The following is a 12,933-nucleotide window of genomic DNA, read 5'->3' as shown; positions in this document are numbered from 1 at the left end:
ATGTGAGGGTAAGACATAGAAAAACTTATAAGCGTCTAACCTACGAGGATAGACAAAAGATTGAAACTCTGTACAAAGAAGGTAAAACGATAGATGAGATGGCACTTCTGATGGGAGTACACTCAACGACCATGTACAGAGAAATAGCAAGAGGTGGAGAGCCATACAGTGCAGACAAGGCACAGCAGGCAATCTAAGTTCGGAGACTATATGGAAACACTGGATATTAAAACAGCTATTCAGATAGCTAAGATACTGGCAGCGGCTCCGAATGAGCGAATACCGATGATACTTGATGTATTTGAAAAGGCGGATGTAGAGATTAATGGCCTTGATGAGCTTTCAGAGTGGATAGCACTGAGCAGGCAGACGGCATTAATTGATACAGAGGACTTTGTAAAAGAGCTGATAAGAGATAGGGAGATGAGTGAATCAGAGTACAGAATACCTACTTCAGAGTTTAACACTTACTGTAGTTTAAAAGGAGTCAGCTCAAGATACGCAAGAAAGCATCTGTATGAGAAAGGATTTATAAGAAGTGGAATAGACAAGGGTAAGATTAATTATACTTTATCCGTTCCGGATCCAAACACAAAGAAACAGATCAGATGTGTATGCATCATACCAAAAAATGAATAGAGAACGAACTGGGAAGCTTCGACCAGTATAAAAACGATGGTGTGGACGAGCCGATGCGATAAATCGTCCCGGCAAATGGAAATAAGCCTGTATGGAAAATTGTCGTCATTGGAATAGGGAGCGCAAGTCCAAGTAAAATAAAAACGGCTCGGAGGCAGATAACACACAGTGAGAGAACATCGGAACAAGTCTGGATGTGTGGGGACATTATAAATCCGATGACAAGTCTGAAATGACTCGTACTGCAGGCAACCTTATGCAGCAACCCAAAGATACTCAGGGAGCAAAAGGAACGGTTCTTCTTCAAAACCCTTGGAGAAACTGTTCCAGCGCAGGCCCAAGAGCCTAGAAAGCAAAATAGGTTGCATCCATAAAGTCAATGGATTATCGCTGATAAATTAAAACAGTTTAAATGTGGATAAGTGAGTGAATATGAATGTGGATAACTAAAGGAGTAGAGATGAGAAAGAGAGTGAGAAGAAAAAGAAAGAACAAGGTTTTAAGAAAAGTTTTAATCTTAGGTCTTTGTTTAGGGATATCCGGATGGTTGATGTCATGCATAGATAAAAAAGCGAATGTAGTTGATGATCAGGAAGTTGTAGAAAGTGATATAGGTCAAGTGGAAGTGGCGGAAGGGATATGGGTAACAGTAGATGAATATGAGCAAATAGCAAGAGAAAGAGATGCTTGGAAGGAAAGTGAAGCAGCAAGTGCAGAAGCTGAGAGAGATTTGTATCTTAAAAGTTTAGAATCTACTGAAACTGAAACGCCTGAATACCTCAGAAAAGATGATGACTATATGCTACTTAAGATAGCAATGGCCGAAGCTGAAGGGGAAGATGTTATCGGCAAGGCATTAGTGATCAGGACGGTGCTGAACAGAGTAAAATCTGATAGCTTCCCAGACACAATAAAAGATGTCATTTTCCAAGAAAACCAATTCACTCCAACAAGAAATGGGAGATACGACAAAGTAACTCCAAATGATGATTGCTACATAGCCTTAGAGATGGTGGAAGATGGATGGGATGAAAGCGAAGGAGCCTTATATTTTGAAAGAAACACGAATAAGGAGACCTGGCATTCTAAGAACCTTACAAAGTTATTCACACATGGAAATCACACATTTTATTCAGAAAAAGGAGGTAAATGATGTGAAGATGGCATTAAAAAACGGGCAGTTATTAATAAAAGAGGCTGACAGTACTCAATTCCAAATCATAAAAAGCTGGGGGAAGATGAAATGGAGTAGGGTGAGTCAGACACTAAGTGGAGTAGTAGATATTGAGCTACTAAACAAACTGGCAGGTCTTGTGAACCTTCCTGAACGCATAGAAGCCGAACGACAAAGACTCAATAGAATAATGGCAGCAGTCGACAAAGAAAGAGTAAATGAGAATCCTGTACCGATAATAAAACCACCAATCAAAGTATCACCATTTAAGCATCAGGTCAGGGGTTATAACATGGCATTAATGGTTCTTGGGCTAATTGAGCCACCTACAAAATAAAGGAGACTGTGATGAAAAAGACTAAGAATTATCAAAAGATAATAAGCCAATTGGAAAACCTATATGTTCATGTATCAGAGATGGCTCAATTAAATGGTGGCGATGTTTGGATCAAGGATAAAAAAGCGTTGCAAGAAGCAATAGGAATTATTGATGATTATGAAAAGGCCACAGAGCAAACGGCTCAACTGGTACAAAGATATGAGGTAGGGGCAAAAGTTATACATAGAGACATGGATATATATACTTGCCCCAATTGCGGTAGAAGAGCAAGGCATAATCACGCATATTGCCATTGGTGTGGAAAAAAGTTGCTATGGGAGGGAGTTCCAACTCCACGAAAAAGGAGAAAGAATGAGAACTAAGATAACAATGGGCTCTCTCTTTAGTGGAAGCGGTGGATTTGAATTGGCTGGTCAAATGGCTGGCATTGTTCCTGTTTGGGCAAGTGAAATAGAGCCGTTTCCTATGCTTGTCACAAAGAAACGATTCCCTGACATGTTACATCTTGGCGATATTAAAAAAATGGATGGTGGAAAGATACCTAAGGTTGAAATAATAACCGGTGGCTCACCTTGTCAGGACATGAGTATAGCAGGAAAGAGAGAAGGACTAGATGGATCACGAAGTAATTTATTCAGAGAACAGATAAGAATAGCAAAGGAGATGAGAGAAAGTGATAAGGCAGATGGAAGAACAGGAAGCAACATCAGACCACGATTCATGGTATGGGAAAATGTCCCAGGGGCATTCTCAAGCAACAAAGGAGAGGACTTCAGGTGCGTTCTTGAGGAAATCTGCAGAGTCACAGATGCAGAAGTTTCTATTCCTAGACCTCCGAAAGGAAAGTGGGGGGGACAAGGAACAATCATGGGAGATGGGTATTCAGTCGCTTGGAGAACTCTCGATGCTCAATATTGGGGAGTCCCCCAACGAAGAAAGAGAATCTACCTTGTCGCAGATTTTGGAGGTGAATCCGCACCAAAAATATTATTTAAGCAAGATAGCATGCGAGGGAATTTTAAAGAGAGCATCAAGAAGGGGGAAGGAGCTCCCGGAAGTCCTGAGAATGGCACTAATAAGTCAGATAGAGCAAATGTCGAGTGTTTCGACATCAGCGATAGACGAAGTGTAGTGCATCAGAGTATAAATTCGCCTACACTTACTCAAAAAATGGGAACCAGAGGAAACAATGTTCCAATAATTATAGAAAACCATTCGCAGGACTGTCGTTGGAGTATTCGTGAAGATGGTACATTTCAGACACTGACAGGACAGATGGGTACTTGTGGGAATAATGTGCCAATGTTAATAGATAGTGTTCCGGTTACAATGCAGATAAGAAGTGGTTGTGATGGTGGTGGAAAAGGCCCTCTTATTCAGATAGATAAATCTGCAACACTTACACAGGCTCAAACTCAAACATTATTTATTCCAAATACCTTGAATGAAGTAATCCCGGTAATGGACAAGGCCTCAAGGTATAAGAGTCAAACAGCAAATGGACTTGGCATAGGGAATGAGGGTGATCCTACTTATACATTGACTACAGCCGATAAACATTCTGTAGCATATTCAATTGATAGAGCAGCATTTAACCAAGGGGCAAATGCTAAGTATGACATTAGTATTCAGAAAGATTTAGCTCAAACGCTTGTTGCAAAAGGCCCAAGTGCAGTAATGCATGAAAGTTTTGCAATGCAGGGATTCGGTGAATATAAAAGTTCAAATGTTGCTTCATCATTAAAACAAAGAGATAGCAAAGATGCAACCGACTTGGTGGTCGCTTTTGATCCGGGAACAGTATCCAGAATTGGTGGTCATTATTATGATGATGGAAAAACAGGAACTCTTAGAGCTAAGCCGGGGGATAATCAACAAACAATTATGTATGAAAATGTTAAATATATTATTCGAAGGCTTACACCAACAGAGTGTGGAAGATTGCAGGGATTCCCTGATGGGTGGGCAGATAACTTGAATACAGAAAACATAACAGCAGATGATATAGATTATTGGAAGTTAATATTTAAACAGCATACAGAATCACTGGGTATAGTAAAAAAAGATAAGACGGATAATCAAATAAAAAAGTGGTTGAGCAATCCGGAAAGTGACACAGCTAAATATAAGATGTGGGGAAATGGAATAGCTTTGCCATGTGCTGCATTTGTAATGGAAGGAATTGCACATGAGCTACAAAGGAGAAGTATGAAGGAAATAACAATAAATGTTCCGGATGGAACGCAATTACTGCATGTATTGGCGGTGATAGATAAGGGTAAAGAAATCCACTATGAGGCAAAGTTCTGTGATTTAAGGGATGGTAAGTCGGAATACAATTTGGACTCATGTAATAAAGAAGGAGAATAGTAATGTTTGAAAAAATATTTGAAAAATACAATCAAATTATATTTTTTGACACAGAAACAACAGGCTTTAATCCTGAAAGTTTGGATCAGTTAATAGAACTAGCAGCCATAAGTATTGATAAAAATGGAAGGCAACAAGAGATGGATGAATTCATCAAACTTTTCAAAATGCCCGAACTTCCTGCAAATATTACAGAATTAACTGAAATAACTAATGAAGCTTTGTTAAAGGGTAGAGATGAAAAAGATGTAATTCATGAATTTATAAACATGATTCAATATGGTGGAAAAACTCTTTTAATAGCACATAATGCTCAGTTTGATCTTAAATTTATTGCTTATGCAATTCATAGAAACAAGAATAAAGATTGGATGCAGATATTTAATGATTGTGACTATCTTGATACCTTAACAGTATACAAAGATCGCAGGCAGTATCCGCACAGATTAGAATCAGCAATAGTCCAATATCACCTAATTAAAAAAGTAAAAAATAGTCATAGAGCGATAGATGATTGTAGAGCACTTATTGAAGTTACAAGGTGTATGTATGAAGAGAGAGAGGATTTGGATAGATATGTAAATCTATTCGGATTTAACCCAAGATATGGTCCTGATGAAAAAAAACTCAAAAAAGTCACATATGCTAGTCAGAGTATGAATGCTTACTTGGGCAGACCATTATATGAAACTATAAAAAGGGGAGTATAGATGGGCATACAAAATAAAGGGTTCGGATTTCTATTCGAAATGGGATGCGGAAAGACACTCACAGCTATAGCCACACTGGGTACAGCTTATAAGCTTGAAAAAATAGAAAAAGTATTGATTATAGCACCCACATCAGTCTGCAGTGTGTGGCCTAAAGAGTTTGATGATTACGCAGACTTTAAGTCAATAGTAAAAGTTCTTTTAGGAGATAAGGATAAAAGAATTAAGGCACTCTCTGACCTGAACAGCTTTCCTTTTAAAGCATTAAAGGTTGCTGTGATTAATTATGAAAGCACATGGAGGGAAGATATATTTGAGGCGTTATACAACTGGGATGCAGACATGATTATATGTGACGAGAGTCAAAGGATAAAGACTCATGATGCTGAACAATCCAAAGCAATTCACAAGCTTGGTGATCAGGCGAGGTATAAACTTATTCTTTCAGGCACACCGGTACAGAATAATGCTATTGATTTGTATAGCCAGTACAGATTCTTAGATCCAACGATATTCGGTACGAACTTCTACCAATTTAGAAATCGCTATGCGATTATGGGAGGCTTTAACAGGCGCCAAATAGTTGGCTACAGGGACCTTGACCAGTTGATACAAAAAGAACATTCAATCGCCTACAGAGTGACAAAAGAAGAGGCCTTGGACTTACCGGAGCAGACATTCCTTGAGAGAAGAATAACTCTAACTGCAAAGGAAAAGAATGTATATAACAAGATTAAAAGAGAAAGTTTTGCAGAACTTGATGGTGGTGGGAAGGTTACAGTCACAACTGTACTCACTAAGCTCCTAAGATTACAGCAGTTCACAGGTGGTTTTTTAGTAGCTGATGGATCCGAAAAAGCAGAGCTTGTTAGTAAAGGAAAGCTTAATGCTTTAGAAGAAATCATTGATGATTATGTGGTAGATGCAGGAAAGAAGCTTGTTATTTTCGCAAGGTTTAGACCTGAGATTGATTTAATCGGTCAAATGCTTGCAAAGAAAAAAATCAAGTATGGATCCATATATGGAGATGTAAAACTGGAAGATAGAGGTGGCATAGTTAAAGATTTTCAGACAAATGAGGATACGAAAGTATTCCTTGCACAAATTGATACTGCAGGACTTGGAATCACACTAACTGCTGCAGATACATGTGTATATTATTCTGTCAATTTTAATTATGCAGCGTACTCACAGAGCCTTGCAAGAATTCACCGTATTGGGCAGAAGAATACCTGCACATACATTCATCTAATCACAGAGGGAACGGTAGATGAAACAATACTGAAGGCACTTGCAAAAAAAGAGGACTTGGCAAAGACCATAGTGGATGAGTGGAGAAATTATTTTTAATTAAGGAGATTCAAAATGCCGAATTGGTGCGAAGGGGAACTGAAGGTAAGAGGAAAGAAGAATGACATAATTAGATTTATGGAAGAAGGTATACAACCAATGACTCCACTTGCTGAAAGTTTGGAAAAAATAAAGTTTACTCGTGGCAAATCCTCTACCTATGTAATGTCTACATGCAAGAGAAAATATTTAATTATAGAGGCAGGGAGAGCATTCATTGATAATTTTATGATTGAATTTGAAAATCTGGAAAGCGATGAAACAGATATACATGTGGAAGCATTCCCGGCAAGATTTGCATGGGAAATAGATGCAGAGAAACTTCAGGATATTGCAAAAAAATATAACATTGATATTAAAATTCTAGGATTTGAGTGCGGCGGACAGTTTAATCAATTGGTAGAGATTGTAGATAAGAAAATAATAAAGAACGAGATTATAACCTATAAAGATTATCAATGGGAGTGCCCATTTTCAAAAATGGGTGGATGAAAGGAAGAAGAAAATGACACTTGATGACAAGGTAAGAGAGTACAAAGAGCTGCTTGATAAGAAAGATGAACTGGCAGAACAGACAAAGGGAAATAACAAGAAACTTGATGAACTTGAGCAAGAAATTGCACAGCAGATGGTAGATGAAGAAAAGCCTGATACTACAGTAGACGGTTTCAAATATAGCCTGCAGGAAAAGACTATTTATTCAAAAATCGGAGAAGATAAGCTTATGGAAAAAGGTTTGGACTTTTTTGAAGTTCTTCGTGAAGAAGGATTCGGAGATCTGATTGTTGAAAGGGTTGATTCAAGAACACTTAATTCGGCAATGAATAATCTTGTAGAGGAAACAGGAGAGCTTACAGAGGGACTTGCTGAGTGCTTAAGTGTATACTCTCAACTGAAAATTTCAAGACGAAAAGCAAATACAAAAGCATTAAATAGAGCAAAAAATGCAAAGGAGAAAGAATAATGGATAATTACTTCGAATGGAAAGAAAGCTTAAAAGAAAACATGCAGGAAGTGGCGGACAGAACCCTCAATCAAATAAAGGATGAAAATGTATTCTTATCAGAGGTCAGGAATAGACATGAAGGATATGGAATATCTGCAGAATACTATATTACAGCTCAAAAGGCCTTTAAAAGCATTAAGAATGATATGGATGACTTTCTCAAGATTTTGCCAATTGAGGATGAAAATGCACTGAACGTAATAAGTTCACTTTACAACTCTGCAATTGACTCAAGCATTGAAACAATAAAACTGGCGGCACAGTGCAAGAGAATTCTTGCCGACCTCTATGACAAAGAAAAGTCTCCATTGGAACAGTATATAGATGAAATGGAGTCGGACAAAGAAGATTTTGAAGATGTAGAGGAGAAATAAAAATGGCAAAAATAAATTTTACAATCACAAAAGCAAAAAAAGAGCAAATTTGCGTCAAGGTTTTAGTAAGTGGACCTTCAGGAAGTGGGAAATCATATTCAGCACTTAGGCTGGCAACAGGAATTGCAGGCAGAGTAGGTGAGGGAACAAAGATAGGATACATAGGCACAGAGGGAATGAGAGATAAGCTCTACGCCAATGAATTTGACTATGACCTGATAAGCTTAGAAGAATACAGCCCAGATTATTATATTGCTGCCATAGATGCCTTCTTGGAAGAGGGATACAAAGTAATAATAATTGATTCAATGACTCACCTCTGGAATTGGGTACAGGACCAAGTACAACTGCAGACAAAAGGAGATAATACATTCCAAGCATGGGGAAAGTATAAAAAAGAAAACAAGAAGATTATTGAGAAAATCCTACTTGCACCGGCACATATCATTGTGACAGCGAGAGGTAAGGACGAGTATGTCCTTGAAGCAAATAGCCGTGGAAAGATGGCTCCACGAAAGGTTGGAGTAGGAGCTCAACAGGACAAAGACATTGAGTACGAATATATGGTTACTTGGATGATTGATCAGGATACTCACCTTGCAGAAGCGGTAAAAGACAACACTCATATCTTTGAAGGTAAGATTCAAGTGCTTGATGAGAAGTCCGGAGAGGCGCTCTATGACTGGGCAAATGATGGTGATCCAGTTAAGTCCCCAGCGCAAAGAGCAGAAGAAGTGAAAAAGATACAGGATGAAATCACTGAAAAAGCGACACAGCTTGGTGGCTCAAAGAATAAGACCATGATGGAGTGGTATAAAAATAAATTCGGTGGAAATCATAAAAATAACAAAGACCTTGAATTCTTAAAACAGGCTTTAAGTGAGATGGATAAATTCAAAGCAGTAGCGGAGGAACAAAAGGAGGATAAGAGTGAATAAAGTAATACTTATCGGAAGATTTACAAGAGATCCTGAGATTCGCTACACACAAAGCGGAACCTGCAGTGCAACTTTTAGCATAGCTGTAGATAGAAAATATAAGCAAGAAGGACAGCCTGATGCTGACTTCCCAAGAGTCGTTGCATGGGGAAAAACTGCAGAATTTATCGAGAAATACTTCAGGCAAGGAATGAAAATAGTAATTGAAGGAAGAATTCAAACCGGAAAGTATACGAGCAAAGAAGGTCAAACAGTGTACACAACAGATGTGGTTGCAGAGTCTGTTGAGTTTGCTGAAAGCAAATCTAGCGGTTCAAGCTCAGGAGGCAAGCAAAGCTCAAACAAACCAAAAGTTGATGATGATGGGTGGATGGACATACCGGATGGATTTGAGTCAGATGACGGATTGCCTTTTGAATAAAGCGTTTAAGGAAGGATGGTATATGTATGGAAATATATAGGGACTTCAACAGCAGAATATCAAATGACCATATAAAGGTGGGGGAAGTAATTGACACAGAAGTTTATAACTACTTTGCAGATAACTCAATATACGAGGAAGAGAATATCTTTCAGCTTGATCATGTGGCTGAGGTAATTGGTGAAGTGGGATTGTACGATACTATCGCCAAGGAGAGTAAATATTCTCCTTGGAAGTACATGGGGCAGTGTCAAAAAGGAACTACAGAAAATAAAAATCCCTCATTAATGCCACTCGTATATGTATGCTCAAGATATCGTGGAAAATCATACGATGAAGTTCTTGAGAACATTCAGATGGCAAAGCATGCTTGCCGTTTAGTAATGGAAAAAGGATTTATTCCTATTGCTCCACATCTATACTTTACAAAGCTTTTAAATGATGACAATCCATTTGAAAGAGACTTTGGGATGGCCGCAGGAAAAAAGCTAATGCAGTATTGTAAGTCGTTCTATGTTTTAACGATTGATGATGTGGTAAGTGACGGAATGGATGAAGAGATAAAGTACATGACAGAAATTCTTGGATTAGAAGGCGAAAGTATTAATTATACAAAGGATGAAGCAAATGAGATTCTAAGGCAAAGATTGGAGATTTGATATGAGGGCAAATGAAGTGGATATTGACCACTTAGTAGATTATAAAACTGAATATTCTCGTATCATATCAAAACATAAAATATCTGGAGATAATCTTACAGGACTGTGTCCATTTCATGATGATAAAAACAACTCATTCTCTGCAGATTTAAAAACCGGATGCTGGAAATGTCATGCTGAAGATAGAGGCGGAAATTTTACATCATTTTATGCAGAGCTTAACGGAGTAAGTACAAAAGAAGCCTACAAGGCAATATTAAAACAATATGGGGCATATGAGGATCAGGAGAAAAAACATGATGTTGATGCAGATACATTGATTCCATACAGCATGTCTCAATATGCCCTTGAGAAGAGATTCCCTGAGGAATTCTTAGTTGAGCAATGTTGCTTGCAGACAAAAAAAGATAGAAAAGGTATCCAATACCTCTATATACCATATTTCAACGAAGAATCTGAAGAAGTGACCTATAGAAAAAGATATGGGAACAAACAGTTCAGATGGAAATATGGAGCAGGCAAAGATATCTGTATGTATGGAGAGTGGAAGATATCGCAAATCAGAAATGTAGGATACACAGTTCTGGTAGAAGGCGAATCTGATAGCCAAAGTATGTGGTTTATGGGAATAAGTACACTGGGAATCCCGGGAGCTTCTATGATGCGAAAAGAGTGGGCAACCACTCTGCAGGATTTAAAAATTTACATACATGTTGAGCCTGATAAAGGCGGAGAAGTGTTCCTGCACAAGGTAACTACTGCTTTAAAAGAAGGGCAATTTATAGGACAAGTATATAAATGGAGTTGCAGGTATATGGGATGCAAGGATCCTTCTGACGCATATATAAAGTTCGGCAAAGAAGAGGCGGCATTGAAAATAAGAAGAGCTCTAGCAAATGCAGAGCTCTTAGACTTAGAAGAAGAGGCAATCCCTGAGGCTTTGCCGGGAGCACCTGTTAATTTAAGACAGCCTGCAGGATGGATTTATTCAGACAAAGGAATAAGTAAGATAGATGAAAAGAAAAACATGCCTGTTGCAATTTGCAGAACACCTATTATTTTAACAAGGCGGTTGAGGAGCATGGAAACCGGTGAAGAAAAGATGGAAGTCGCTTTTAAAAGAGATGGAGTCTGGAATACTGCAATACTCCCAAGAAGTACTATATTCACCGCAAGGGGAATTACTGTATTGTCAGATCTTGGATGCACGGTGACCTCGGAGAACGCAAAGCAAGTGGTCAAGTTTTTATCGGCACTTGAATCTGAAAATATAGATATTATAAAGAAAGCAGATTCAACATCAACATTCGGATGGCAGGAGGGGAAAAGGTTCATCCCCGGACATGATGATGACATAGTTCTTGATATTGATCCATCACAAAGAACACTGGCCGCTGCATATTGCAAGAATGGAACATTCAAGGATTGGCTTGATATGATGGAGTCGCATAGAAAAAGGGATAAATTCAGATTTATTTTAGCGGCAGGATTTACTGCTCCACTTCTAAGAATAATAAAGCAAAGAATATTCTTTGTATATAACTGGGGAGGCTCAAAGGGCGGAAAGACTGCAGGTTTAAAGGCTGCACTCTCTGCATGGGGTGATCCTGAGCGATTGATGGTAAATTTTAATGCTACACAGGTAGGTCTTGAGAGGACGGCAAGCTTTTATTGTGATTTGCCACTTGGAATTGATGAGAGACAGCTTGCAGGAAATAATCAAAACAGTCTTGAAAAGATAGTATACATGATTGCAAGCGGAACAGGCAAAATCCGTGGAGCAAAGAGTGGAGGAATTCAAGCAATGCACACATGGAGAACAGTTGCTCTTGCTACAGGTGAGGAGCCACTGTCAACAGAGACATCTCAGACAGGAGTAAGTACAAGAGTACTGGAGATATACGGAGGGCCCTTTGATGATGAAAGGGAAGCATCTCTTATGCATCAAAAATCAGGAATGCACTGTGGCTGGGCAGGCCCGGCATTTATAAGTATGTTACTGCAGGTAGACGAAAAAAGCATTGCAGACAAATATGATGAAATGTTGCAGTTCGTTTATCAATTAAGTAAAGGGAAAAGCGGATCGCATATATCAGGGATTGCAGCAGTTGCCTTGACAGATGCAATTATAGACACATGGTTCTTTGAAGATAAAGATTGGATGGAGCGATATGAGGCTGGAGAGTTTACTCAGAAGGGAGCAAGTTCTTCTGCAGTTTCTCTGAAAATAGCAAGTGAGTCATGGGAAAGAGCTAAAGAAATGGCAAGAACCATTCTAACTGAGCAGATGGATGCAGATATGGGAGATGTAAACGAAAATGCTACTCAGTATATTGTGGACTGGATTCTGTCAAACAAAGAGAGCTTCGGAGAAAAAGTATATGGTACATGCTTTGGATTTATAGAGGGCGGAGAAGCGTATATATTTCCGTCAATCTTAACTCAGGTTTTAGCTAAAGCAGGATATTCATCAAGAAAGACAATGAAATATCTTGCTGATAAAAATCTCATAGGAACAACTACAAGCAAAAGCGGAGGAACAAAAAATTCTGTATTCAAATCATTCAATAACAGACAATGTAGGTTTGTAGAATTACACTTCGGAAAAATTGTAAAAGAGAGTGGTTTTGCTGCAGATGATACTGAAAAACCGATTGGAGATGGGTGGAGTCATGTTGGTGAAGGCGAGCAGATGGAACTTCCATTCGACTAAATTATAAAATATAAAAAAGTCACAAGATTTCAAAAAAGGTCACAAGTTTGAAAAATTGGAGTAAATTTTGTGACTGTATGAATGAATAAAAATATATTAGTAAAGGTGGTCTAATATATTTATTTTGACGAAACAAACTACACACCTAATTCGAAAAAAAATTAGGTGTGTAGCCAGGTGTGTAGTTAGGTGTGTAGCTAAAAGTGGCTTAAAATAATGCTTTATAACATATATACACA

At 38.4% G+C, this 12,933-nt stretch carries 15 protein-coding genes; all 15 read left to right on the top strand.

All coding sequences use genetic code 11. The features are described from left to right. Nucleotides 1-2 precede the first annotated feature (2 nt). The 15 genes from SBH76_RS09790 to SBH76_RS09720 all read left to right on the top strand — a co-directional run bounded on the left by SBH76_RS09790 (nt 3) and on the right by SBH76_RS09720 (nt 12,694). Nucleotides 3-197, top strand: a complete 195-nt coding sequence (locus tag SBH76_RS09790; RefSeq protein WP_317977671.1) for a helix-turn-helix domain-containing protein — start codon at nt 3-5, stop codon at nt 195-197. 13 nt (nt 198-210) lie between these two features. Next, entirely contained in the window at nt 211-639 is a 429-nt protein-coding gene (locus tag SBH76_RS09785) for a hypothetical protein (RefSeq protein WP_317977670.1), read from the top strand. Between the two features lie 460 nt (nt 640-1,099). Further along, nucleotides 1,100-1,792: a cell wall hydrolase gene (locus tag SBH76_RS09780; protein ID WP_317977669.1), complete on the top strand. Its 693-nt coding sequence runs from the start codon at nt 1,100-1,102 to the stop codon at nt 1,790-1,792. A gap of 7 nt (nt 1,793-1,799) precedes the next feature. Beyond that, nucleotides 1,800-2,150, top strand: a complete 351-nt coding sequence (locus SBH76_RS09775) for a hypothetical protein (protein ID WP_317977678.1) — start codon at nt 1,800-1,802, stop codon at nt 2,148-2,150. Between the two features lie 11 nt (nt 2,151-2,161). Further along, entirely contained in the window at nt 2,162-2,515 is a 354-nt protein-coding gene (locus tag SBH76_RS09770) for a DUF7575 domain-containing protein (RefSeq protein ID WP_317977668.1), read from the top strand. Continuing rightward, nucleotides 2,505-4,523, top strand: coding sequence for a DNA cytosine methyltransferase (locus tag SBH76_RS09765; RefSeq protein ID WP_317977667.1), 2,019 nt, complete (start codon nt 2,505-2,507; stop codon nt 4,521-4,523). Before SBH76_RS09770 ends, SBH76_RS09765 begins: the two co-directional genes overlap by 11 nt. Before the next feature lie 2 nt (nt 4,524-4,525). Next, on the top strand, nt 4,526-5,233 hold the full coding sequence (locus SBH76_RS09760; protein WP_317977666.1) for a 3'-5' exonuclease: 708 nt from the start codon (nt 4,526-4,528) through the stop codon (nt 5,231-5,233). Further along, complete coding sequence (locus SBH76_RS09755; RefSeq protein ID WP_317977665.1) at nt 5,234-6,583, top strand: DEAD/DEAH box helicase; 1,350 nt, start codon at nt 5,234-5,236, stop codon at nt 6,581-6,583. A 15-nt stretch (nt 6,584-6,598) separates the two neighbouring features. Further along, nucleotides 6,599-7,075, top strand: a complete 477-nt coding sequence (locus tag SBH76_RS09750) for a hypothetical protein (protein WP_317977664.1) — start codon at nt 6,599-6,601, stop codon at nt 7,073-7,075. Between the two features lie 13 nt (nt 7,076-7,088). Continuing rightward, on the top strand, nt 7,089-7,547 hold the full coding sequence (locus tag SBH76_RS09745) for a gp33 family protein (RefSeq protein WP_317977663.1): 459 nt from the start codon (nt 7,089-7,091) through the stop codon (nt 7,545-7,547). After that, nucleotides 7,547-7,963 (top strand): hypothetical protein, encoded by a 417-nt coding sequence (locus SBH76_RS09740; RefSeq protein ID WP_317977662.1) that lies wholly within the window; start codon nt 7,547-7,549, stop codon nt 7,961-7,963. Before SBH76_RS09745 ends, SBH76_RS09740 begins: the two co-directional genes overlap by 1 nt. 2 nt (nt 7,964-7,965) lie before the next feature. Further along, a complete protein-coding gene (locus SBH76_RS09735; protein WP_317977661.1) occupies nt 7,966-8,901 on the top strand; it encodes an AAA family ATPase in 936 nt (311 codons plus the stop codon). Continuing rightward, the gene (locus SBH76_RS09730; RefSeq protein ID WP_317977660.1) at nt 8,894-9,322 is read left to right on the top strand and encodes a single-stranded DNA-binding protein; all 429 of its coding nucleotides are present in this window, start codon (nt 8,894-8,896) and stop codon (nt 9,320-9,322) included. The genes SBH76_RS09735 and SBH76_RS09730 overlap by 8 nt, the downstream gene beginning before the upstream one ends. A 26-nt stretch (nt 9,323-9,348) precedes the next feature. Continuing rightward, complete coding sequence (locus SBH76_RS09725; RefSeq protein ID WP_317977659.1) at nt 9,349-9,981, top strand: DUF7768 domain-containing protein; 633 nt, start codon at nt 9,349-9,351, stop codon at nt 9,979-9,981. Between the two features lies 1 nt (nt 9,982). Then, nucleotides 9,983-12,694 (top strand): DUF927 domain-containing protein, encoded by a 2,712-nt coding sequence (locus SBH76_RS09720; protein WP_317977658.1) that lies wholly within the window; start codon nt 9,983-9,985, stop codon nt 12,692-12,694. Nucleotides 12,695-12,933: the final 239 nt, after the last annotated feature.

The sequence above is a fragment of the Lachnoanaerobaculum sanguinis genome, from assembly GCF_033242365.1.
GTDB classification, from domain to species: domain Bacteria; phylum Bacillota; class Clostridia; order Lachnospirales; family Lachnospiraceae; genus Lachnoanaerobaculum; species Lachnoanaerobaculum sanguinis.
The sequence above is the reverse complement of the archived record's forward strand: the minus strand, read 5'-3'. Positions and strand labels throughout refer to the sequence as shown.

What these genes read in the sequence shown, in the direction of transcription:
- SBH76_RS09755 (WP_317977665.1), top strand. Translation starts at nt 5,234, where the DNA reads ATGGGCATACAAAATAAAGGGTTCGGATTTCTATTCGAAATGGGATGC.
- SBH76_RS09770 (WP_317977668.1), top strand. Translation starts at nt 2,162, where the DNA reads ATGAAAAAGACTAAGAATTATCAAAAGATAATAAGCCAATTGGAAAAC.
- SBH76_RS09725 (WP_317977659.1), top strand. Translation starts at nt 9,349, where the DNA reads ATGGAAATATATAGGGACTTCAACAGCAGAATATCAAATGACCATATA.
- SBH76_RS09785 (WP_317977670.1), top strand. Translation starts at nt 211, where the DNA reads ATGGAAACACTGGATATTAAAACAGCTATTCAGATAGCTAAGATACTG.
- SBH76_RS09735 (WP_317977661.1), top strand. Translation starts at nt 7,966, where the DNA reads ATGGCAAAAATAAATTTTACAATCACAAAAGCAAAAAAAGAGCAAATT.
- SBH76_RS09745 (WP_317977663.1), top strand. Translation starts at nt 7,089, where the DNA reads ATGACACTTGATGACAAGGTAAGAGAGTACAAAGAGCTGCTTGATAAG.
- SBH76_RS09780 (WP_317977669.1), top strand. Translation starts at nt 1,100, where the DNA reads ATGAGAAAGAGAGTGAGAAGAAAAAGAAAGAACAAGGTTTTAAGAAAA.
- SBH76_RS09750 (WP_317977664.1), top strand. Translation starts at nt 6,599, where the DNA reads ATGCCGAATTGGTGCGAAGGGGAACTGAAGGTAAGAGGAAAGAAGAAT.
- SBH76_RS09740 (WP_317977662.1), top strand. Translation starts at nt 7,547, where the DNA reads ATGGATAATTACTTCGAATGGAAAGAAAGCTTAAAAGAAAACATGCAG.
- SBH76_RS09765 (WP_317977667.1), top strand. Translation starts at nt 2,505, where the DNA reads ATGAGAACTAAGATAACAATGGGCTCTCTCTTTAGTGGAAGCGGTGGA.
- SBH76_RS09775 (WP_317977678.1), top strand. Translation starts at nt 1,800, where the DNA reads ATGGCATTAAAAAACGGGCAGTTATTAATAAAAGAGGCTGACAGTACT.
- SBH76_RS09720 (WP_317977658.1), top strand. Translation starts at nt 9,983, where the DNA reads ATGAGGGCAAATGAAGTGGATATTGACCACTTAGTAGATTATAAAACT.
- SBH76_RS09760 (WP_317977666.1), top strand. Translation starts at nt 4,526, where the DNA reads ATGTTTGAAAAAATATTTGAAAAATACAATCAAATTATATTTTTTGAC.